Source organism: Nocardia sp. NBC_01730 (genome assembly GCF_035920445.1).
In the GTDB taxonomy this organism is placed as follows: Bacteria; Actinomycetota; Actinomycetes; order Mycobacteriales; family Mycobacteriaceae; genus Nocardia.
This window is the reverse complement of sequence record NZ_CP109162.1, coordinates 8,014,176-8,040,445: the sequence shown is the minus strand read 5'-3', so window position 1 is coordinate 8,040,445 and position 26,270 is coordinate 8,014,176. Positions and strand designations below refer to the sequence as shown.

The following is a 26,270-nucleotide window of genomic DNA, read 5'->3' as shown; positions in this document are numbered from 1 at the left end:
ACGGCAACGGCGACCGCATCCCGGTGCCGGTTCACTGTCCGAGAAATCGCGGCGATGTACCGACGCGAGCCGCTCTCCAGCAACCTACGCAGGCATTCGCTCCGGAAGGAATCCAGTCCGTCCAAGTCCGTGGCCGACAGCGCCCCGTTCTGCCACGCCGACCACACCCATTCCAGCGCCACGGCCGGGCGCAGCGAACCGTCGAAGGCCTGGACGTCGTCGACATCGGCCGAGAATTCTTGCTGGACAACCGGTGCCGGCTCAGAAGGCGATTCCGCGGTCTCCACGAACGACGTGAGCTGTTCAGGTCGGTATCCGTAGTGCTCCACCGCCGAATAGCGATCGATCAGATCAGCCAGTTCCGGCGACACGAGCGCCACTGCCTGTCGCGGTTCCGTCCGCAGGTGCTGTGCATCGTCCGCGCGCGAATCGGCCTTCGACAGGGTACTCAGGATCTGTCGCAACTCATGGTTCGACCGGTCGGTGCCCGCGGCAATTGCGCCTTGGAGTCGCTCGAACAACCTGATGCGGGACTCTGTCGACCGCGCACTGGCCTTGCTCGAGTTTTCCTGGTGTGTCTGTGCGGTTGCGATCAACCGCACCCGGCCGCCAAGCCAAGCCGCGACTCGGGCGGCCACGTCCGGATTGCGCGACAATTCCTGCCACTGCTCACGACCGAGCGCGCCGATCCCGCCTTGCAGGATCGCCAGCGCCTCACGCAGCCGGACTTGTGTCAGCTGTCCCGGCTTCAGCCGCAGCTGCCGCGACAACTCGGCGATCAGCTCCGCGTGCCGCGCGAACCCGGGCGGCTGTGCCGCCGGATCCACCGGACCGGCCTGGCCCACCCGCAGGTTCCGTGGGTCCGGGCCGGGGGTTTCCCCCGGCAAGGTGAGGACGTTGCCGTTGCGGTCGAAGGCCATCGCCCAGATGTTGGACAGGCTGTCCGCGTCCACCACCGGGTATTGGCCGAAAGTGCCGTTGGTCGGGTCGCTGGGGTGGATGACGAGTTTGTCGGTGTGCTCGTCGTACTCGGCCACCAGCTGACCCACGTGCACGGTCACCCCGTAGCGGTCGGAGAATTGCGAGCCGTAGAGCACGTGCACGCTCGCGCCGTTGCGGTCGGCCTTGTCCATCCGCGACAACATCAGCCGGAATGCCTGCTCCACGATCCGGTGCGGGTTGTCCTGGAAGAGCGGGAAGTGCTGCGGGGTGGCCTCATTCGCCGCATCGGCGTATTCACCGACGGTCACCCCGGCCAACCCAGCGCTCAGTACCCGGACGTTCGGGTTGCTGGTGGTGTTACGCAGCACTCTGAGGTTGTCCGGGCCGCACTGGTTGACCGTCACCTCGGCGTCGGGGGATTCGTCCAGCGCCACGGCCAGGTCGGCGTGCAGTTGCCGCACCCGGTCCTCGGCGGCGTGCATCCTGTCGATTGCCGCGACCAGTTCCCGCAGCTCCTGGAACCGGGTGACCCGCTCGGCCCGGTGATCGCGCCGCCGGCTGGTCATCGCGTCTGCCCAGTCCTGCGCGCCGACTTTCTCCGGGTCGGTCGCCAGAATTTGCGCCGCCCTCGTCCAATGCAGCTTCGGGCTTGCCGCCATTGCCTCCAAGTAGCTGTCGCTCAACCGCATCGGGTCTACGCCCAACAACCGGGTCGTCGCCTGGTGCGCCGTGGTCAGCTCCCGCCGCAGCCTCGCCTCGACCGCCGGATCGGCCAACTGCTCCACCCCTGCGACCTTGTGCCGGGCCAGGGTCTCCTCGACCGTGAAACCGCGCACCGGATTCGGCTGCGGTTGCGGATCACGGACATCCAATAGCTGTGCGGCGAGCCCGTCCACGCGGAACAGCAGCTGGTGGGCCCGGCTCAGCTTCTCGTATTCGGCCGCACCCTGTCGGAATTGCTCGGAGACAGCGTGGAACTCGGGTTCCAGTGCGGCGAGCCTGCGCACCAGGAGCTGCCGCCGTTCGATCTCTTCCAGCTGGATCATCAGCTCGAACGGCTGCTCCAAGTCCGGCGCCACCGCACCGTTGCGAGCGCGCAACGACGCGACCACACGCTGCATCTGCACTACGGAGGCGACCTGGTTCGGATGGAACCCACTCTTCAACAACTCTTCCCGAGCGGTTTCCCGCGCCTGCTGCAACAGCAACCGCTCCGACGACCGCGGATCCAGCAACGGGTTCTCGCCCAGCTGCGCCAACACTTGCGCATGCTGCTCCCACAACCGGACCAGCGGCCTGGGCTTTGCCGTCGCGCCTGCCGGCACCTGCGCTATTGGACTGAATGGCACATTCCGCTGATCCGTTGGGTGCGATGTGACATTCAGCCCAACCGGTTGGTCGAAGTACATGGCCAGGTTGCCGTGCTCGCGGGTTGCGACAATGACATCCAGGCCTTCCTCGGACAGTTCCATGGTGAATTCACCATCGGCGCCAGCCAGTTTCATCGCCGACGTACGGCGGGTCACCGCGGTGTACACGTCGGTGGCGCGCTTGCGGTCACTCCAGCCCGAGGTCAGATCCAAAAGCAACTCGTTTGCGGTGAGCACCCGTCGTCTCTGGTCGGCACGCAGATGGGTGCGCACCGTCACCACCCCATCGACGACCTCGATGTCAGTCCAAGGGCTACCGTCGGTAGCGCGCAGCTGGAAGCGATGGGTATCACCACTGCGCTCGAGCCTTCCGACCAGTGTTCCGGAAGCCAGCATCTTGTTGCCCAGCGACACGATCGCAGCCCTGGTCTGCACAGACAGACCGGGTAGCGCGTCCACCATCTCCACCAACCGAGCCTGGTCGGCTGCCTTCCGCTGGGCGGCGAAATCGCGTGTAGCGTCCGACGCCGTGGCCGGCATCGGTTCTGGAGCAGAAACATCGGGTTCGACCGGCTGCGTGGGCGTGGTCTCCATGAGCGCGGCCAGACCGCGCGCATCCAGCCGACGGACGGCCGCATCTTGTTGCGGGAAGGCCAAGAACTGCTCGCACAGCTCCTTCATACGGTCGCCTGCCGCGGTTCCCTTCAGTTCGGTGTTCGCCTTGATCAGCAGTCGAGCCGCCGAGGAGGTGGTTACCGCATCCGGATCCTCGTTGAGGAAGGCCGCCAACCGTGTCCGAGCCTGATCGTGTTCGGCGTGCAAATCCTCCCAGTGCTGGTAGCCGGCAGAGATGTCGCACACCCGGTTGAACCATGCTTGCGCGTGGTTGAAAGCATCGGCTCGGCGAACGAGGTCGGCCTGGCTCGGATCCCGCCGCAGCATTTCCAGGTTCACCGACAACAGGGCGAGATCCGCCGACTTTCTTGCCGACAACTCGGGCAACTCGCCACGCGCCCGAGAAAGTGCACGTTCCGCTTCCTGCCATTCCTCGACTACTGCTGCTTTTCGCGCTGCAACCGTGTTCGCATCCAATACGACATCGATTTCCGGAATATTGCCGTGCGCTTCGTCCCAGGAATCGAGGTAGATTTCCGAGTAGGTTCGGCTGGAGAACATCGGTGTGCGGTGCCTCAGGAACTCCCGCAACGCTTCGAACGCCGCATCCCCGTCGGATTCGGCGTTGTACACCTTCTCCTCCGGGGTTTCCTGGATATCCCGATCAGATCGTCCGAGCTCCCGGAGCGCGTCAATTCCCATGATGTGCGCCGCGGTTTCCTCGTCGAGCATCTGGTCGACATAATCGTCGCGAGACATCTGCATCCGGATCCGGGATGCCGTTCCTTGCTCCCGGTTGCGCTCCAGGTCCAGATAGCCGGCCGCGCGTACCATCGCGGCCATCAGTTCCTCGTCGGTGGCACCGGCATCGAGAATCAAGGTTTTTCGTGCCGGATACAACTGTTCGCGTCGTGTTGCCTCGATCAAGAAGCGAATACCGTTGTCCGCCAAAATTTCCGCAGCCCATTGCCCGGTCGGGGTCCGGGCCAGCAACCGAAGAACTCGTTCCGTTCGCTCTTGGGATGCTTTCTCGGCGAGATCGAGCCGTGAAATTTCCGGCTCCTCGTTTCGGGAGGCGGTCTGTGGTGTGCTGATCCGACCGGCCAGCACAACCCCCTGATAATCGACCGTGACCCGCAGATACTCGATATCGACCTGGCCGCGGTCGATGTTTCGAGCGAGACCCGGTCTGGCACTCTTGATTTCGTCGAGAATCCGGACATAATCGCTGCTGCCCGACGCGATAAGCAGCCGCTCTCGCGCGCCGCCGGACACTAGCACTGCCTGATGATGCACTGGTCGGCCCTGAAGTTTCTTGGTATACGCCGTCATCACGTCGCCCACGGCCAGCTGTTCCAGATCATGAGCGGCTTTGCGGGCGCGTGCAGCCGTCTGCGAGCGCAACGCGACCAGATCACGCAGGATCAAGACCCCCTGCTCGTGGCGGCGCTCATCACGCTCGGACATCGCATCCGGTGATGTCATAGCCAACCGTTCCGACTCCGCGGCAGCCGAGCGGTCAACCACCTGCAGATCGCGGGCAGCAGCGAATTTCTGCAGCGCCAGCTCTCTCAGCTGCTCGGCGATCTCCGTCGTGGTCGCCTTGTGCAGCAGATGGGCTTCTTCATCGAAGGTGTCCCAATCTTGTTCGGCTGCCCGGGTGTAGGAGTAATTCGGAATGCTCAACCGCTTCTGTAGGGCTTGCAATCCCTCCGCATGGGCCCTGTTTCGTAAATCGTCCTTGGACAGGGTCGAGTCTTCGTTCCCGGCTTTCGCATAAGCTTCGTCGAAGGTTTTGAGATAGAGACTTTCTTCCTCGCGCAGCGAGGCCGGGTATCCGAGCGCCCGCAAGGCCTGCACCGTCCACGCCTGTCGGGCAAATGCCAATGCCTCTTCCCGGATCCGGGCATAGACATATTCTTCCCGAGTCATTGTGCTCGGGTGCGGAGTCTTCCCGGACAGGAAGAGCTCGGCGTGCACAAGCTCATGGATCAGCGCCTTGGCCTGGTATGCGTGATCCAGGCCTCGGGTCGCGATCTCGGCTGTCACGAGGTCATAGACAAACGATCCGTCAGTGTGGCCTTGGAGCGTCGGACGATGGCTGATCCGGAGCGGAGTGTCAGCGTCCAACACCGGACTTGCCGGCTTTCCGGGTACGGAATCCGCCAACTCCCGCACTATGTCCTTCGTGGTGTCCAGCACGAGGCCGACCGCGAAAGCGTCGTCGTCGCTGCGCAGTTCGACACCGCCGCGCTCGTCCGTCACCGAGAGCGTCTCCCCGCCGGCGGTGACGAACAACGCCAGCACCCGCCCGATCGGGTCCGTGGCAGACGGGGTGAAGTCATCGATGGTCACGCCCGCGTCGCGCTTCTCGACCCGGCGGGTGCCGTCGGATTCCACGTGCAGTACCAGGCGGTAGGCGTGGCCGAGACCGGTGTGCGAGCCGTTGCCGAGGTGGGCTGGCTCGAAGACCAGCACCGAATCGCCGTCGCGGCCGTTGGCTTTCAGCAGCCGCCAGGCCTCGTCGACGCCGGACAACTGCTGCGAGCGCCGGACATCGTCCGGACCGACCCCGGTCTCGGCCGGGTCGGCAGTCGGATCGACGCCTGCCAGGGCCGATTCCACGGCGCTGACGTACGTACCTGCCGCACCGGCTCGTGGCAGCGGCACGATGTCCTCGCGCCCGGTCTGCGTCCGGACGTCGTCGACCACCTTCGGGGCGCACTGGAACTGGTCGAGCCCATCGTCACCGGTCTCGTCCACAGCCTGCCGCAGCGAAACGTAGCCGACCTGCCCGTCGAACTGCCCGGCCGAGTCCCCGGACCAGTTCGTCACGGCCTGTCTGATGAGATCGGTCAGCGAGAAACCTGCGTTCCCGTCATGGCCGTACTCGCGAAGAAGGGAGAGGATCCGTGCCCGGTCCGGCCCGATCGCTCCGCCGAGAGCACCTGTAGCAGCGGCGACGGCAGCAGTGCCACTCCAGTAGGCCGCGATCCCTTCCAGCGACGTGGCAGCGGAGGGTGACGCGCCCAGGTCCTCGGCGGTCCTCGGCAACCCGTCGGCCGAATTCTGCCGCGAGTGCACGACCGCGTCGGTCCGGTCACCGCCGAACGTCAGATCCGCGAACTTCATCGCCTCGGGGTCCACCGGGGCACCGATCAGCTCGACGACGCCTGCGGTCGGGCGGATGTCGACATCGACGACCGCGTCGAGGTCTTCGTCGAACTCGATGCCCTTGATCACCGGGTCGCCCTCGGCCAGCTGCCCCATCCAACGGGCGATCGCCTGTTCCCCGACGATCCACCCGCCGTGTGCGTTGTCGAATCCCACCAGGTCACCGACGGCCACGTCCCGCAGTTCCGGGTGTTCGCGGAGCAGGTTTTCGGTGACGCGCATGAACATCGCGGCGTGTGCGCCGAGTTCGCCGTGGTCCGCCACCACCGCGATCGCGCCACGGCGGTCGGGACCCTCGGCCTGCATCGCGTCGTAAACCGCCTGCATCCCGGCAGCACCATGCCCGAACGGGGCTTCCCGCCACCCGGCGCCAAGGCCGCGTGCGAAGTCCTCGGCGCTCATCCCGTTCAGGAACAGCTCGTCGCTCCACTCGACGGGGTTGCCCTTGCCTCCCGACAGCGCCCAGAAGGCCAGCTGCACTTCGCGGCCGCAGACCTTCCCGATCTCGTCGCCCACCCAGAACACCTCGTCGCCGAGCAGCTCTTCGGTGCGGGTGATCGGTCTGACCGCTGGGGTCTCCGGGAATCTGTCGCCGGTAGCCGGGTCCACCGGCAGCGGCTGCGTGCTGTCCTCCTTGAACTTGCTGAACCACATCACCTTGCGGTAGGGCCCGTGCTCCCCAGGGGCAAGCGGGTATTCACCGACGCGGTCCGACATCTGCATGGCCAGCCGCCTGCCCCGGCCCCGTTCGTGCTTTTTCTCCTCGATCTTCGACGCTTTGTGGTGCTCCGCCGCCACTTCCGGGGTGGCGGCCGGATCAGATTCACCAGCGGCCGCAGCCGACTCCGCATCCGATTCCACCGGCACGGCAATCGGCACATCCCCGAAATCAGCGTCATCAGCTCCCAGACCCTCCAGAACAGCATCCAGATCAATCGCGGCCGCAGCGTCTGTTGCCGACTCGGCGTCGGACTCCACCGACACGGCATCCGGCACATCCCCGAAATCAGCGTCATCAGCCCCCAGACCCTCCAGAACAGCATCCAGATCAATCGCAGCCGCAGTATCCCCTGCGGGTTCGGCGGCCGATTCCGCATCCGGTTCCGCCGCCGTCACACCCAGACTCGCGTCCAGCACGACGGAATCGATGGCCTTCTGGCTGGTCCCCTCGGCCACCGCGTCGAGCTGTTCCTGCGCCGCCGACTTGCTGCTGGGCGGCAGTGCCGGTGGGAACTCCGGGCTGGTATCGAATACCTCCACCAACACCCGGTCCGAGGTGAAGGTGGCACGCAGCTTCACCGGACCGTCCGTGTGATTCATGGCGTTACCGCCCCATTCGGACATCGCGACGGTGGTGTCGTAGGTCCTGTCGCGCGTCCAGCCGCGCTCGAGCATCAAGTCGCGCAGCCAGTGCCGCATCTTGCTGACGTCCGCTTCGCGTACATCCGGACCGATTCCGAAGACCTCTTCGTGCTGCTCGAATCCGGGCACTTCACGGCCCTCGGCAGGGCGCTCGAAGAACTCGAAACGCAGCGTGTCCCGCCGCCGGTTGGGGGTCTCCCCCCGCTGCCACCGTTCGGAATCGGCAGCGACAGTCGCCAACGAAGCCTCGGTCAGCCGCGCCCCGATGAGCTCGAGGTCGATCTGCAGTCGGCGACCACCGGCTTCGCCGACAATCCGGGGGCGCATCTCCACCCGCGCGTGCGGGCTGTCGGAGAAGATCGCATCCAGCGTGGCAGCCAACGCCTTGGCGGCCCGCCCATGCTTGTTCGGATCGGCGGCCAACACGGCATCGGCCCGACCTGGACCTTCCCGGTCGCCCCAGCCGTGCCAGCGCACCAGGTCCTCGACCCGGTCGAGCACCTCCGTTCGACGTTCCTGCCAGGCCAGCTGGTTCAGCCTGGGTGGTTCGAATATCTCGACCGCCATCCGGGCGGCGGTCATGCTCTTCACGCGTTCCGGAGCGGCGAGCTCCTCATCGGAGGTCAAACCTTCGAACGGCCGGGTCTTCGGCTCGTCCGCGGCGGTGCTCTTGCCGAGCTTCCTGGCGAACACCTCCGGGTTCACCCACTGCTCCTGCAGCTGTGCGGCGATGAACTCCAACGCCGTCGGGGAGCGTAGATCCGCACCGTTCGCCTCGGCGGCCATCACCAGCCGCAACGCCTCCCGCGCCTGCACCCGGTTCTTCAGCCGCCAATGCGGTGGCAGCTGCGCATAGGTCAGGCTCGCGATATCGACCAGTTCGCTTTCCGGAGTTTCGGTCCCGATCGGCTCACCCGTGCGGGTGCGCAGCTGCGGGGAGTGGCTGCCGTCGGCCCGCCGGTACAGGTCCCGGTACGCCTCGTGAATCGCAGCCGCGATCTCCTTGACCAGCAGCTCGGATGCGACCCGGTCCCGCGCCGAGGCAGGTGCCGCCGCCTTGCGCGCGGCGATCTGGTTTTCCCGCCTGCTCTGCCAGTTCCCGGAGGATTCGACAGGTTCGTCGAATCGGACAACCAACTGCCGCACATCGTGGACGAAATCGCGGACCGCCTCGCGAACGAAATCCTCTTCCAAGGCCGCGGCCACCTGCTCCGCGGGCACTTCCTGGTTCAGCGGGAAGAGCTCCCGGAAGATCTCACGTTGGTCCGGAGTCAGCCGATCCAGAGCGGACTGCAGGTTTTCCGGTAGCGCACCGGCCAGCCAGCCACGCGTGACCTCGGGAGCGTCTGGATGCGAGAACGCCGCCCACACCCGTTCGGTGAACGACTGCCACCGCCGGCCTTCCTCGGGTTCGACGGCGGGATACCGGGGATCCTCCCGAAGCGGGTACTGGTCCTCCCGAATGAGATCGCCGATATCCCGCATCAGCGCATAGGGGTTGGCCAACAGCGTCACGTCGTGAACGAAATCGCGGATCGCCTCGCGGACGAAATCCTCTTCCAGGGCCGCAGTCACCCGCTCCGCGGGCAATTCCCGGTCCAGCGGGAAGAGCTCCCGCAGGATTCCCCGCTGTTCCGGAGTCAGCCGGTCAAGAACGGTATCGAGGATTTCCGGTGCGACACCGGCCAACCGGCCGCCCTTGACCTTGGGGACATGCGGATGGGCGAACGCTGCCCACATGCGTTCGGTACGCGACTGCCACTGCCGGTGTTCCTTGACCACCGAGTCGACCAGACTGCCGACCTTTGTGGCGATCCCGTCATCCTCGGGTACCAGTTCGGCGAGTATCCGGTCGTGCGCCCGCTCCCGCAACCGCCCTGCCACGTTCTTGTCGGTGATGTTGTTGGCCGCCAGCCCCCCACGAACCGATCCGTCGAACTTCTTCCGAAGCGCACGCAGTGCGTCCCGGTCGCCTTGTCGAGCCGCATCCACCAGCTCGGCGAGGCTCGGCTCGGGAACCCGCGCAGCCGTCCCGTCCCCGACACCGTTCGGGACCGGCTCCGACCCCCGGTTCCCGCCGCTGCCGCCTGGGAACTGCTGCGCCGCCATCAGTCCGGCCAGCCCCAGGATGGTGGTGAACAGGCCGAAGCCACCGGGTCGCCCGCTCGGGAACACCAGCTGCCGGATCGCGCGCGCTACCTCCGCACCGTCGCCGTAGGCGGTTACCACGGTTCCAGCGAGCACCTCGGTGACGGTGTCCGGGGACACCTGAGCCTTCCGGGCGATGTCGCGCAGCGCGGTGTCCATATCGGCCCAGTGCAGCCGCACCACCGACGTCAGAATCAGCGCCCGCTGTGGGCCGGTCCTGGTATTGCCTTGGAGAGCATCGGTGACCTCGGCAACGCGCACCCCGGCGGCCTGCGCCACCGCATTGATTCCGACCCGCGCCAACGCATGCTCCGGCAAAGCGTGCGCGCTCGGGTTCGCCAACACCAGGCCGTAATCTTCCGCTACCGCTCGGATCCGCTGCAGCGCAGCACCCTCGGTCAACATCCCGAAGACCGCAGCCTGCACCGCCCGTACCGTGACCCCTGTTTCCGCCGCCACCGCCGTCCACAGCGGCAGCTGCGGCAACCGGTAGCCAACCCGCCGGGCAGCCTCCCGGATCCGCCGCACGGTCTCCGCGCCCACGGGCAGACCCGTGGTTGACATCCCGTTCTTGACGACACGCACCGAGGCAAAGCTGACCCCCACGAGCCACGCCACCGCATTTCGCGTTCCCGGCCCCGGCACCGGATAACCACGCGCCTGCGCTGCCCGCCGGATCGCTTCCCGCTCGACATCACTGATGTCCTCACCGGCCAGCATCGCGACGACAACCTCGACTGCCACCCCGGCGTCGCGCGCAACCGTAACCGCCTTGGCCTTGGGAGGCAGTTTCAGTTGTGGGACTTCATCCTGTTCCGGCTGCGGTTCGACAGTGCTCTCGACCGCACCGTCACCGACTTCTGAAACCCCGTCGAGCGCACTCGACATCCGAGTGCTGGGCGAACTCACCTCCGGTGCGGGCGAAGACACCATCCGGCGGATGGTGTCGAGCACCTTCGCTCCAGTGGGCAAGCTCATCGACATCCGACCATCGAGTAGCTGCTGCACGATTGCCTGCGACAGCCCGGTTTCCGCGGCGATCGCCGCGGGGCGCTCCAATACCGCTCGCAGCTCTTCGGGCATTCCCTGCCAACCCAATTGCACGGCCGCGGACAGGCACCTCCACTGTTCGAGCCGGTTTCTGCCCAGCTGTTCATCGCCGAACGCCGCCGCAACCTGCTCTGTTACAGCCACCCCGGCACCGACCCGAACATGCTCGTCCGTCACCTCGAGCTCGGTTTCGCCTACGACCGGCAGCACCAGCCCGTGTCGCCGCATGGCGACCGACATCTCCCGCCGCAACCTCGCCGGGATGGAATGGCCTTCGAGAGCAGCCACCACATGGCGGACCGATGCTGTGGTCTCGCCGGCGATCGCCACCCACAACGGCAGTTGCGGCAACGGGAAACCGAGTAGACGCGCCGCCGTATAAGAGCGCAGCTGACGCTCGTGGAGCCTGGCTTTTTTGCCGTGCTTCAGATCGCTGACTTCCGGGCTATCCACACCGGCCAACCAGACAACCGCCTCGGCAGTACCCGACTTCGGCACCTTGTATCCGAGCTCGACCGCCGCCTGCGCAATCGCAAGCCGATCCGTAGGAGCCACCTTCCTCCCCATGAGCAGCCGGTACACCGCCGACCACGACACCCCGGCTCCCACAGCAACCTTGGCGGCCTTCGAATCCGACTGCTGTGAAAGGACTCTGATGTCGGCGAGTTGCTGGGCGGGCGAAATCACCCAGTCGGTGCCCGGCAGCGGAGGCGGAGGGCCGACCTCGGCGACGATCGCCCGCAACCGCGTCGCAGTGTGAGCGGGGCCTTCTGTCGGCTCCACCGCCGCGGCGGGCACCGACGGCGCGGTGGCACCGGCATTGTCTGCACGCCCCCGTACCTGAACCCGGGTGACGATCCGCACGATCGCGTCGAACACCTCGCGGCCAGGCCCCGACAACGGCGACAGCTCACCCGCCAACACCTCGTCCACTACTGCCTTGGGAATCACCGCGGACACGGAGATCGCGTTCGAGGTGATGCCCAGCTCGCGCAGCCGCGCGGGCAGCTCGCCCCGCAGCTGCAACTCGGCCGCGAGCACCAGCCATTCCACCTGATGCACCGGCGCCCCGCGATGTGCCAGCACCCGACGCACCGTCACAACATCCACACCGGCCGCCAGAGCCACATCCGCGTCGGTGGCACTCGACTGCGCCCTGGTTTCCGCTGTTTCCGGAAGGGTGAGGCCGTGTGCCCGCGCGGCGTCATGCACCAGTCGGCGAATGTCCGCCGGCACCGGATACCCGCCGACCAGCGCCGCGACAGTGCTCACCGGGAACTCGGCACCGTCCGCGGCCCTGTTCCACAACGGCAGTTGCGGCAGCACAACCCCGATGTCGGCGGCCATGGAGTGCACTCGCGGCGCGTGATCCGACGACAACAACAACTCGAGCACAAACGGCGGCATGGTCCGCCACAGTGTTTCGAAATCGGTCGATCCCGATCGGCGGACCCATTCCAGTGCAGTTGCCACCACTCGGATCGGGTCGCTCGGCCATGGCGACGCCGCGGGCGCATTCGGCTGCGTCGGCACCGTGAGCACTCGCAGGTGCAACCGCGCAGCCTGACTGACCTGCTGTCGCAGTCCTTCGGTGATGTCACCGGACAACACCAACCGCAGTCGATCGCGGTTGGTGTTGTCGGCCAGGAAGTCCACGACATCCCGCACCAAGGTCTCGGCCGGCCCGGACCGCAGCACCGAGAGCGAACCCGGCCCACGTTCGGCCGCCTTGGTCATGACATGCACCAGATCCGGGTCCGCGGGCCCGAACCCGGCTTCGTTGCGGTGCACCGAATCCGCGGCAGTCGCGGAGGCGACACGGAAGTCCACCGCTTCGGTGGCCTTGCCGTCGCCGACCACCAGCATCATGGAACCGGGTTGCCCGGGCAGGGCGAATCGCAGCAACCGCACCGACGGATGTCCGGGCAGCATCGAGGCCCAGCGTTCGGCCACCGTCAACCGGTCCTCCCAGGCGTCCAATTCCGCCAAGGCGGCCAGGTTCTCCGGCGTGGCCGGGAGCTCGTACAACCGCTCCCGTTCCAACTCCAACTGAGCCCGATGGACCTGGTCGACCACCATCGAGGACCGAAGAAACGGCTGCCGGGGTGGCCGTTCTTCGAACACCTGGGTAGCCACAATCTCCGCTGGCAGCACCAGACCAAGCCGATCCGCCGCCTCGACAACCGCTCGATGCATTGCCTCCGGCACGGGCAACCCACCGAGCACGCGCCACAGCACAAACAATGCGACTCCGGCTTCCGTGGACAACTCCTTCCATCGGAATTCCGGGGTATACCCGTGGATCGGAACCACTTCACCGTCACGGAACTCGTATTCGAGTTCCGTCATGGCAGCCGTTACCCTGTCTCGGAAAGTCGCAGGGACGGGTTCCCCCTGCGCCATGCGCAGCACCACATGGGAGCGCACTCCGGCAACTTTCGCGACGTTGCGTGCGGTGACCGTCTGGGGAACTCGCTGTTGCCTGGCGACTTCGTCAGGAAGGACATATCCGATCCGGCGCGCGGCTTTCACAACTTGTTCGTGGAAACGCGGAATGACCGCCTTGTTGTTCAGGACGAGAATGACCGTCGGCATCGGCAACCCGGCCGCCGTGGCCAGATCCTGCACAGTGGATGGCCGATCGGAATCGACGACTGTCGTATGCCGGGTGTCATCACCGTCCACCACTGCACCGACGGCCCAGCTCTCGGCTCCGTTCGGCTCGGTCGCGGTTGTTTCCTGCCGAGCCTCGCCGAGTATCTCGGCAAGTCGTACCTGGGCAACGCCCTTCAATCTGTGCGTCGTCCTCCGGGTCAGCATCAATGCCCGACTGACGTCGCGTACAGATTTGTCTTTCAAAATCGTCTGGTAGAAGATAGCGCGCTGCTGCGGAGAGAGTTTCTCGGCAGCCAAGGCTAATTTCGCAAGATCACCGGTGAATAACTGTCTCAGCGACGGAGCCAATGCCTCGGTAATTCTGGCGCTCAGGCTGTCGTACTCGGCACCTGCACCGGGTAGCCCGTCCACCCATCCGGCGATATCGACAACCGGTGGCTCGGGAATCGGGAGCAACGCGATCATCAGCTGATCTGTGATGACCGGTTCCCATCGTATAAAGGATCGCAGGTCCGCAACTCCCATGACCTTCAACGCCGCCTCCCGGGAAAGGCCGCGCAGGAAGTGCAAGTTGAAATATTCCTTGTCGCGCCCGGTCACCTCTGTCGCAGCTTGTTGCAACCGGACCAGATCGCCACCGAGCTCCTGCACTACTTCATCCGGGAATCTTTCGCTCACAAGATGATTCAGCAGAAGATGCTGCGCGGTTCCTGGCTCGGGCAAGTCATTCAGCGAAATCGGGTACGCGGTGATCACCGCGGAAGCCAAAGCGCGGGCAGCAGCGATGTTTCCTCTCGTCCCGTCCGACAATCCCAAGCCGATGTGCTGCCGCAGCCACTCCCGGTGCGGCCGGGTCACCACGTTGTTCAGCACGTGGCCGATGACCACCACCGGTGCAGACGCCAACGCCTGGATACCCATGGATGCCGCGGCGAACGAATCCGGGTCTTCGCTGTCGATGTCGGGTCGCACCTGCTGCACCGCGAAGTCGCGTACCCGTTCGGCGATCCGGCGATCGATTGCGCGGCGAGTGAAACCCAACAACCAATCGCGGACGTTCTTGTTGTTTTGCAGCCGCCAGCGATGTTGGTCCGCAGTGGCGATCGCGTCGTCAATGGCTTCCCGAACCAGATCTATAGCGCGTGGATCAGCGACCATCGCCATGGCATCCGGGAAAATCAGCCGGGCGAAGAATTGTTTAGCCGCAGCATCTCCCGATTTCGCTCGCGCCAAGTGCATCGCCAGCACGCGCCGGGTCGGGTTTGCCCAGGGCTCCCGGCGGAAGCCCTGGTCCACCGCCGCGGTCGGGTCGATCGGGACTGTCGGGCGCGGCGTCTGCACTGCCGGATCCGGCGGCGTGCTGGTCGGGGGTTGCAGGTCCTCCGGCCGGACGCCGAGGCGTACCTTCTCGAGTCCTTTGGGTACGAACCGCGGCTTCTCGCCGGGGGCCAACGGGTGCTCGGCCGCACCGTCCTCGTTGACGATGATCGCGAACACTTGGTCTATCACCGTGCGGCGCAGCGCCCAGGTGTCGAACGGGATTTCCTGACCGTCCTCTACGACCACGACGGACCCGTTCGCAGCCCGTTTCACGAGGACCGCATGCCCGAAACCGCTGATTTCGGTCAGCCCCTGGAAGGTCACCGCCATGAGCACAGCCCCACCGTGCTCAGCGACATGATCGTGGACCGCCCGCGTCGTCAGCTCTTCCTCGTGCCAGCCCGCGCGCATCTTCGTCGCGCCGTCGGCCGGGTCCATCCCGGCGAGCCCGGCATCGAAGCCAGCCAGTTCGGCGGGCGGTTCGACGCCCACCGCGGTCCAGACTCCCACCCCCGAATCGACGAAACAGTTCTTCGACGCCGCGCCCTCGAGGTGGACGACCATCTCGGCGTCCCGCCTCCCGAACCGGCCGCGTCGCGTGAACGGGGCGACGGCGGGATCCTCCTGCACGAGCCTGGCGAGGAGGACCAGCGCGGCGTCCACTTCACCGTCGAGACGGTGTGTTTCGCCGACCAAGCGCTGTTCCTCGGCGAGGGTGTCGGCCAGCTCGTCCGGCAGCGACTGCCCCTCGGTGTGCTCGGACAGTTCCCGTAATCGTGACCGCACCGTCTCCAGCCGGACCCCTGCCATCCGACGCCGCTCGACGAGCGCATCAAGCGCGCGGGTGCGCCCTGTGATCAGCGCGAACAGCCGAGTCAAGTACTCGCGTTCGCGGACGGTCGCAGCCATGTCCTCGAGTAGCCGGTAGCTCTGGCTGCGTTCGAGCCGTCGTCCGAGCACGCCGGGGCGCCGTCGCTGCATTCGGGCACGCAGCTCGGCTATCTGGTCGAGCACATCCAAGCCCGTTCCCAGCCGCTCGGCGTCCCGAGGGCGTCCCTCGAGGTAGTCCTCTCGACGGCTGACGAAGCGGGCCTCCTCCGACTGATACATCGAATGTATCTGCTCGAGAGTGGACTGTAAGTATTCGATCAGTTCCTTTCGAGAATCGAGCCGATGGTATTCCCGCCCCTCGGCGATCACCCGGTCGAGTTCACGCACCCGTGACCACACGTCGAGTGCGGCCTGATTGCGCTGCTTCCGCAGCTCGGCGCCCACAGCGTCCATCCGCTCCGGCGTCAACGCCACCGGGGCTTTCCCTGACAGCGTGGCCAATGTCTCCGCGGTCTCGGCGCGCCTGCGTTGCAGCCCTGCCAACCTGCGGTAGCTCATCCGTGTCGGATCAATCGCGGACGGGTCGGAGTCAGCGGCCGCCGTGTCGGCGAGATCGGGATAATCGTTCTCTCGCAACACATGCCGCACGAAATGACTGGTGACCTCGACGAAATCGATGTGCTCGTCAGCGGCCCACCAGAACTCGTCACCGCGCCGGGCTTCGTTGCCGATTATCACGTCACCGGGCATCAGCAGCACGTCAACCACCCGGTGATCGGTTCCACCGTATCGCGCCATGAGCGTGTCCAGGCTGTTGCGCCCGGTGATATCGAGCAGGTCGCCATCCGGGGTTCGCACGGCACTGTGCAAAGACCCGTATTCCCCGTCGGAGCGTTGCCCATCGATGGTCACAATGTCCCAGCCGGTCACATTGTGCAACGCGGCAGCGAACCAGTGGCAATAGCCATACGCGAACAGCGATTCGACTTGACTGTCGACATTGTTCTGGGAAACGGAATACGCTATGGGCCCGCCGAACTTAGGGTGATGCACCCCGACCGCGGTCTCTTCGTCGAAATCAAGCGTCAACGGAGCACGGCGCCAGTGTTCTTCGGTCCTGGCCTGCCGACTCAGAAACTCGTGCAGCCGACGCAGCTCGTTTTCGAATCGCTCCGGCGACGGCGGACCCGACACCGAGGTATCACGGCCGACATCAGCACTGAGGTCGGTACTCCCGTCCCCGACTTCGGCGAGCGACGCGGCAGAATCCGCCGGGTCCGGCGGTGTGGCACCGACCGCGAACTCCGCCCGCCGCCCGGTCTCCTCGACGGCCCCGTCCACCTGCACCGCATTGCCCTGGCTGTCCAGGAACAGACCCCACACCGGGCCGTCCGATACATCTCGCGGCACAGCGAAATTCGCCTGCAACTGACCCTCGCCCGGATCACGGCGCTCGATCCGCACCGAACCGTCCGACATCACCCGACGCACCAACCAATAGGCGTGGCCCAGGTCGTTGTTCCCACCCCGACCCGACGCAGTCGGGTCGAAAATCAACACACCGATACCGTCGCCACTACCGGGATTCCGACTGTGGAGCTGCTCACCCAAAGCATTCAGTCGAGCCACAGCTTCGGCAACGCCACCGGTCAGTTCCTGTTCTCGACCACCGATCCGGTTGACGATGTCCCGGACCACCATCCCGGCCAAACCGACATTGCCCGGGATATCCAGGTCCAGTTCCAATTCCGCGGCGACATCCCGCAACAACAACGGACCACACTGATTCACCGCCAACCTTGGCGGCCCACCGGGCCTGCGGTAGTCCGCGAGATCCACACCCGGAATCAGATTCAGGGTGCGTGTGGTCAGGTTCCGCGCTGCGCTCACCAACCGGTCGGTGACACCGCCGCGCAACTCGGCATGCCACTGCGCCCAGTTCGCCAACGTCTCCGCAGGCGAAGACCCGTCCCGGGTCACCGACGTCCAGTGCACGATCCGAGCGGGATCGGTCAGCGGCAGCGACGGATCCAACGCACCGGACACCGCCGCCTCGGCGTAGGAATCCGCCGGGTAGAGCCCGTAGTTGTCACCGACATAGTGGGTGGAAAATCCGGGCAGACGCAACTGCCACCGACCGAAACTGGACCCCAGTACCTTGCGCTCTCGGTAATGCTGGAAAGCACCCTCGAGCTTGTCCGCCACCATGTCGGCGAAGCGAACGCCGGCGTCGTCATCGGCGACGACGCCATCGAAGAGCGCACGACTGTCGGCGTGGTAGTAATGCTCTTGCGACGAATCGGATCGATCCGCGATGCGGTCGTCGAAATCGACGAGCATGCCATCGATGAACGCGCTGCTGACGGCGTGGTAGTACAGATCTTCCGGCGAATCGGATTCGTCGTTGAAGGCGCCTCGCAGCTTGCGCGCCTTGGCCGCCGCCTCCGGATCGACGACCAATTTCCGGTTGAATTCGATGACCCCGTATCGGGTTTCCTGGTAGCCGCGCAGGCCGAACCGGCGGTGCTTGGCGATCGGAGTCCGCGTCGCCCCGAACTTGTCCATGACCCTTGGCATGTCGGTGATCACCACCACCCGCAGCGTGCCCCGGCCGCCGTATTCGGCTGTCCGGTCCCCGATCGCACGCACCATAGATTCCACCGCTGCCACCGGGACCTCAGGATCCTCCCAGCCCTCGAGACGAACGTGGTGTTCCCGGTAGAGCCGCTGGACCAGCTCCGCCTTCGCCTCGTATGCCTCGGTCCGCGCGGCAGTTTCGGGTCCGCTAAGGACTGTCGTTTCCAGCCCGGTCGCACTCGGCCCACCGAAGTCGCCCCACGCCTCACCCCACTGTTCGAAGGTGACATCGGTTGCCGCCTGCGCCCATTCCGACAGCGGCATCCGACTTTCCCGGTGCAGCTGGTCGAATCCCTGGAATTCCGCGAACGCCAGGTCCATCAGGTTGTTGTAGAAGTGGACGGCGGAACCGGCATCCAACGGCGGACTGGACGAATCGGCGTCGGACTCGGCGCCCCGCGACGGACGGTACCTGGTGGACTCGGCATCCAGTGGCGGCCGGTAGATGTCGGCGTCGACCGAGACATGCAGTGACTGCGCACCATTCTCGTCCGCGGATATCCGCAGCGTCAGCACCGCCGAGAGCCGACGCATGATCAACTCCACGTCGCGCGACCGGCTCACCACCGCCGCCACTGCCGCGACGTATCTTTCCAGGTAGACCAGCACGTCGCGCCCGGCGTTGCGCACCAGATCCAGTGCGGGCGCGGCTTGTCGGGCGTCCCAACCCAGCTCGTGCAGCCGCTCGTCCAGTTCCTGCGTGAACAGCTCCAGCAGGTTCATCCCGCCCGGCAGGACACGCACGGTCAGGCTCGGCTCCGCCGGCGCCGGGTTCACCGGCAGCGTGTGGATCGATTCGACGATTGAGGCCAGCAGTGCGACGGCATCGACAACGCGCGCACCCTCATCCGTGTCGACACCGTTCCGTCCGTCCAACACCAGCTCGACCATGTCCGCGTCCACCACGGCCACTTCACCGATCGCCGCGGCCCGCTGTCGCACTGTGGCCAACCCTTCGGGCAGGTCGAAGTAGTTCAGAGCCAGCGCAGCGGCCAGCACGAGACGATGCGACGGGTCCTGCACCGGACCGCGCCGGGACAACACCTCTCGCACCGTCTCGGCCGAAACCCCGGCCGCCGCAGCCACTTCCCGAGTCGTCGCGCCCGAACGGGGTGCCTGCACCGCATTCGGTTCCACCACCGTCTCCTGCGGCAACAGCAGTCCGCGCCGCTGCGCCGCCTGCTGCACCTGCTGCGCGATGTCCGCGGTGACCGGAATGCCTTTCAGCACGCACAGCACCGTCTGCACCGGCACATCGGCATCCACCGCCACCGCCCGCCACATCGGCAACTGCGGCAGGTCGTAGTCCACATCCGCGGCCGCCTCGCGCAACAGCGCCTCGGCCTCGGCGTCGACCTCGCCACCGGCCAGCCACCGCGCGATCACCGCACGTGCCACCCCAGCCGCTTCCGCCCGCTCCTCGAGCTGCCGGCCCAACTCGGTGGTCCACTCGACAGCCAGCTCCGGGTTGCCGACGGTTTCGGAGAAGTCCCGCTCCGGGGAGCCGTCAGTAGTCCCGTCCGCGTCGTCCCCGAGGGGCTGGATTGGCGGCTGGTCCGCTGTGTGACTCAGCATCCCCACCACGGCAGCTGCCGAGACCGCATCGGCGGCCGCGGATTCCGGTTGCGACGCCTGCTGCCGGTCGTCGACTTCATCGGACAGCAGCGTGTGTAAGTACGCCAACGCGTGCGGGATCACCGGATCCGCAGTAGTCGACGTCCCGCTGCCGTTGTCCGCTTGCATCACCGCGATGGCATCCTTGCCGAGTGCCTTCAGGATGCCCTCGCGCAGGTCAGGTTCCAACCCGGAATCAGCCAACGCCGACATTTGCTCTGCGACTTTGCGAACTTCGCGACGTGCGAACCCCGACAGCGCCCGCTCCGGTTGGCCCGTTTCGCTGTAGATGTAGGCACTGATGATCGGTTTCAGGTTCCCGCGCGGCATCGGCGGGTAATCGTGCAGCTCGATACCGCCGTTGTTGACCACCAGCAATAGGCCTGCAAAGGACACCACCACGAAGGTGTGGCCGCCCACGCCCCCGTCGTATTGTTCGGTCACCTCAGCGAAACCACCGTCTGGGATGGCCTGTCGCAATTCCTCGTAGTCGGTGAACGCTTGCGATTGCGCCCCGAGCGCCGCAATCGTCAAAGCCTCGTAGGTACCCCGGAGTTCGGTGGAATGGTCCATCAACTCGATATCCGGGTTGCCGGTGAGCAGCGACATCACCGTCACCGAGGTCGGGGCGCAGAAATTGCGGGAGATCGTCTCGGGATCCACCGGGTTCGCCACCCGCGCACGCGCGGCCAGCTCCGCATCCAGCTCGTCGACGAGCCCTTCGACCTCCTGATTCACTTGGTCCAGGGCGGTTCTCAGTTTTCCGGCGCTACCACCGGACGATTCCACGGCACTGACCCTGGACTGCAGGACGAACTGCGCCAACACCGCCACCCACCGTCGGCGTTCCAGCGCCAGCAACTGCTCGAGTTCCTGGGAGATCTGCTGGTGGACCGCCAAGGCTTCGTCCAGCTGCACGGCGAGCTCGGCCGTCTCCTTCGGTCCGGCCCGCAGCACAGCCAGGCGAGCCTCGACAATCTTCCCGTACTCCGGATGTTGCCTCATCTCCAGGCCCAGTCCGCTCGGGTCGGTCTTCAGCAGACTCGCCAACTCACGGATCCGTCGCCATTCCCGACCGCGTTCGACATGCGTGGCGAACACCTGCTGCACCTGGCTTCTGCGCCGAGCGGACAAGGTGATCTCGGTTTGCGGCGGGGTGTGCCATTGTGTCCCGACCGGGTGCAGCCGGATTCCGCCGGGGCGGAACACGACCCCGAAAGTCGCGGCTTGCGAATCCTCGGTCAGGCTGAACTCTTCGTAGACACCGTGCGCCCGGGCGTCTTTCACAATCACGTCATTGTGATTGACGAGCGTGTACTCGTCGACGGACGCACCGTACTCACGCACCGTGATCGACGCACCCGACCCGAGTCGCAGCAACATGGCGGCCATGTCCCGACGGCCACCCAACCGGACCACTCGGCCCCGGGTGCGGGCTTGCAATCGGGCATCCTTCGTCTGCCCCGATGCAGTTTCCGCGGCCGAGACGACAGCATCCGGGCCGTACTGGTCGGTAATCGTCCGTACCGCGACAGCGACGTCACCGACCTCGTGCTCGGTCGACATAGACACCACGGGGGCGGCAAGCTCGGCAAGGCCTTCCGTCAGCTTCGCCCCGAACCGGCGAATCTTCTCGTCCGCCTCGCGCAGCTTCTCCAAAGCGCGTTCCAAGGACACCAGCTCGGTGACTTTCTCCTGCCGCCTACCGGCGTCCCACTGCTGGGTGCTCTCGGCGATCTGGTGCGCCAGGGTCTGATCGTCATCGATGGGGATACCGACACTCGACATCATGTTCCGGATCAGGCACGCCCAGTCGGTGCGCTCCAGCAACGCCGTGCTGAGCTCGGCGCTCACCCCGTCCAACCAGATGCGCGCTTGCTGCAGCTCGTGGAACCGGTGCACCGCTGCCACATCCGCGTCGCCGGTAGCGGGATCACCGACCTGGACGACATGCTCTTCGACCGAGTCGGTTTCGTCGAGCTTCAGCCGACGCACCGCTTCCCGGTATCGCTGCGCCGCATCGTGCGACTGGATGTCGGCATCCCGCTGCCGCAGCGACGCATTCTGTAGACACCGCAGTGTCTCGTCCGTGATCCGCTCGTGCCCCCCGTCTGCGGGCCATTCCACCGGTTCCGGTGCCGTGTCGGCGGTGGTCGCGACACCGGCGAGCCAGACACGCAACCGATCCGGAATTCCCCGCAGCAACTGACGGATCCGGCCCCGTCCCGGCTCAGTCGCGTAGCCGACCGTGCCGGACACCTCGTCCGAGATCACCGAGGCATCAGGATGCTCACCTGTCGCACTGGGCTCTCTTCCCAGAGTCACCGGCGCTGCGGGCCTTTCCGCAGTCAGATACCCCGACAGCGGCTGCAGACCGGGATCCGGAAGCTCGAAGCCGAGGTCCCGGGCAATACCGTCCAGCAATGCCGCGGTTTCCGGGTCGATTTCCCCGCCGCCGAGGAACGCTCGGACCTCGGCCGCAGCGACACCGAACAATCGGGCGCGCCACTCGAACTGCTGTCGCGGTTCTGCTGCCGAATCCCGGTCCGCGGTGCCCGGGAGCTGTGATTCTTCGCGCAGTGCGGCGATTTCCGACGCCAGCCGAGCCCAGCGTGCCTGATCCGCCAGCTCATCCGACAGCTGCTCACCGAGCAGCTGCTCGGCCGAGGTCTGCAAGATCAGCTGCCGGGTCTGCTCGTCCAGCCCGTCCCACGCCTGCCGCAACACCTGCGCCCGCGGCACCGCATCGGTGACCTCGGTGTCCAACCGCCGCTGCAACTCCTGCCAGGCGGCCACACCCTCGGCGCGGTCGGCGGCGGTGAGGTTCGAAGTGATCGCGGGCACCGTCGGAGCATCGCCGGGCCGACCGCGGGAGTGCGCAACCCGGAAGTCTTCGGTGCGCAGCACCACTGTCTCGCCCGGTTCCACCACGTCCTGCGGGTCCACCGTGTCGCCGGTGTTGTCCAGGAACACCGCTGTGACCGGTCGCCCTGGCGTCTCGGGTCCCGGAACGAAGTTCTCCTGGAATACACCCATGCCGGGGTCGCGGAACTCGATCCGTGGTCCATCCGAACCGACTCGCCGGACCAGCCACACAGTATGGCCCAGACTGCCGTGCTCGCCGGAACCCTCGAGCGCCGGAATGAACACCGCAACCGCGATTCCGTCCCCGCTGCCGGGATCCTGCGCGTCGCGCTCGGCCCCCAGAGCCTCCAAACGCTCTGCGGCTTCGGCGATTCCACCGTCCAGCACCATCGACTGCTGCCCACCCAGCGCAGTCTCCAGGTCGCTGACCAGCGTGCCTGCCAGTTCCCCTGACTCGGGTAGCGGCCCGTACGGCCGCTGGTATTCGGCGGAGATATCCGCCAACAGCATCGGACCGCACAGGTCGAGGCGGTGCAGCCAGGACCGGTCGGGTGTGGCCGTCGAATCGCTCGGCGCAGTCCATTCCGTGAACGCGGAGTGCGGCAGGCCCGCGTAACGCCCACGTTGATACCAGAATTTGTGCTCGCGCAGCGTTGTCTGCACCCGGCGTGCAATGTCGGGATCTTCTTCGACCCCGTTGAGCACTCGCCGGAATGCGCTCTCGGGAACTTTCTTCGGGACTCTCTCCGGGTCTTCGGTCGCATCGATCAACCGGAAATGAGAAGACGGTTGTGGGGTGAAGGAACCGGAGACGAGTTGATCCGCACCGAAGTGTGGCGGCACGAACCGATGCGCCACGAACTCCGGATCGATCGCGTTCATCAACTCGCTCGGCAGTGGATATCCCAGCCACAACGCCGACACCAATGCCCGCTGCGCGGGCTCTGTCGAAGTCGGACCGTTTCCGGACAGCAGCTTGCGTATCGCTGCCTTGGAGACACCGGACAACGCAGCGACGTCGTCCAGCGCCGGCGGCTTGTCCACCTCCCAGTCCCCGAAATCCAGGAATCGTTCGGCCAACTCGATGAGCCGGAGATTCTCCGGACTCTCGGGTTGGGCGTCGATCCTGGTCAACTCGCCCTCGACCCGGGTCCGGTCGACCAGGTTTACTCCCAATCCGAGCATCTGAGACAGCTGCAGTCGCAGCGCGCGCACTTCTTCGACCCGGACTTCCCGTTCGATGAACTCGCCACGAACGAAGTGGCCGCCCTCGAAGTGTCCGGGGATGAATCGGCGTGCCGCCAACCGCAGGTCGATATCGCCCTGCAACGCTTCCGGGACCGGCATACCCGACCACCACATCGCGACAAGCACCTGCTGCCTCGTCTGTCCGGAGACCGGTCCGTCCTCGAACAGCACCCGGTGCACTGTCGCCCGGTTGACTCCTGCCACGTCGCCTACCTCGTCCAGCGTGGCCGTGCGGGTCAGCTCCCGTTCATCCAACTGCAGGAACCACTCGGTGAGCTGCACCAGCCGGGCCAACTCGGTCGGCTGCCCCGCTCGCTCGACCAGCTGCCGCAGCTGGGCCAACGGCTCACCCGGTCGGGGTACCTGGCTCGGGCGGCGTGCTTGGGAGACCGCGAGCAGCCGGGCCAGGTCCCTGTTCAGTTCGGGATCGACACCGCTTTCACCCGCCACCGCTTGGCGGCCCATCCACATCCCGAGCTGCGAGATCCGCCCGGACCGGGCCACTCGTCGCCATTCGACGTCACTCGAATTCCGCAGCTGTGTCTCGACCGCGGCAGCCGCCCAGCGCACTGCACCTTGATTCAGCTGTTCGGGTTCGATACCGAGCAGATCGGCGAGCTCGATGAGCAACGACCGCAGCTGCTCGAAAGGCAGCGATCCTTCCGGGATCGGATGTTGTGTCGAGTCCGACCAGGACTGTGGTTGCGAAAGATCGGAATCCTGCTCCGCAGTTCGCGACGCCAATGCGGCGTACAGCAATTCCGGCACTTCTCTCTGCAATTTCCGGATGGCGTCTCGCGGCATCGCCGCGGCAGCCCGGAACTCCGACTCGGGAAGTCCACCCAATCCCTGCAGGTACACCAGCTCCGCCAGCCGACGATGCCGCTCGGTCGGCAGTGCCGCGATCGCATCCAGCAGCGCGGTGAGATCGCCGTCCAGCACGTTTCGCAACGACACCGGGAGCCGGTCTTCGACCGCCGCTACCAATTCCGCATACTCCGACACGTCCAGTGCGGAAAGATCGTCTACTCCCGGCCGGAACACAGGGCCACGAGTCAGCCAGGCCTCCAGCACTTCCGGGATGAAACCGCGAAGCTTTCTGATCGTATTGAATTCGGCACCGAGCATGCGCGCCAGTTCCGGAGCCGGAAGTTTTTGTTCGTGGAAGTATTCGAGCTCGGCGAACGTTCTGCGCTGTTGGGTGCTCAGCAATTCGACGGCGTTGATGAACGCGTGCAGATCGCCGGCTATCGCCTCGCGCAGCGATTCCGACACGTTCCCCTCGACCACGGCAAGCATATTCACGTATGCGGGTGAGCCGGCGGGTGGAACCTCGTCCACCCCCAACCGGAACCCCTCACCTCGCGTCAGCAGCACAGCCAACGCTGCGGGCACAGCCTGACGCAAACCATGAACCGCACGGATCTCGATACCCATGAGTCCGGCCAGCTCGGCATCGGGCAACACGTTCCCGCCGTGGAAGTACTCGTACTCGGCGAAAATTCTGCGCTCTTCGGTTCCCAGCGATTCGACGGCATCGATCAACGCGTTCAGGTCACCGGCCATCGCATCCCGAACGGACAGCGGCAACCGCTCTTCCACGACCGTCACCAGATCCGCATACTCCGGCGAATCCGCCACCGGAACCTCATCCACCCCCAACCGGAACACCGGGCCACGCGAGAGCCACGCCGTCAATGCCTGTGGAACGTATCTGCGCAGGGCACTGACCGTGTTCATTTCGAGGCCCATGAGCCGGGCCAGCTCCGCACTACCCAGCTCGTGTCCACCCTGGAAGTACTCCATGGCCGCGAAGAGGCGCCGCTGCTCGGTGCTCAGCGATTCGATGGCCGCGAGGAACGCGTTCAGATCACCAGCCATCGCATCCCGCACCGACTCCGGCACATCCTCCTGCACCGCAGCCACCAGATCCGCATACTCCGGCGAACCCACCACCGGAACCTCATCCACCCCCAACCGGAACACCGAACCCCGCGTCAACAACGCATACAACGCCGCAGGCACGCTCTGGCGCATGGTTCTGACGGTCGAAATTTCGACCCCCATGAGCCGGGCCATCTCCGGGGTCGGCAGGGCCCGTCCGCCGTGGAAGTATTCGAGCTCGGCGAAGCTCCTGCGCAGCGGTGTCCCGAGCGAGTCGATCGCGGCGATGAACGCGTTCAGATCACCAGCCATCGCATCCCGCACCGACTCCGGCACATCCTCCTGCACCGCAGCCATCAAATGCGCATACTCCGGCGAACCCACCACCGGAACCTCATCCACCCCCAACCGGAACACCGAACCCCGCGTCAACAACGCATACAACGCCGCAGGCACGCTCTGGCGAAGCCGACCGACCGACTTCCCCTCCGAGCCGATGAACCGAGCCAATTCCGGGGCGTCCAAAGCGTGCCCACCGCGGAGGTATTCCCACTCGGCGAACAACTTCCGCTCATCCGTGCCGAGCGATTCGAT

At 65.8% G+C, this 26,270-nt stretch carries 1 protein-coding gene (only partly in view); it reads right to left on the bottom strand.

Every position in this 26,270-nt window falls within one protein-coding gene, locus tag OHB12_RS33240, for a LacI family DNA-binding transcriptional regulator, read on the bottom strand. The gene is 109,764 nt long; 43,978 of those nucleotides lie to the left of the window and 39,516 to its right, leaving coding positions 39,517–65,786 in view — codons 13,173 (complete) to 21,929 (partial); reading right to left, the first codon wholly in view occupies positions 26,268–26,270. The start codon and the stop codon both lie outside this window.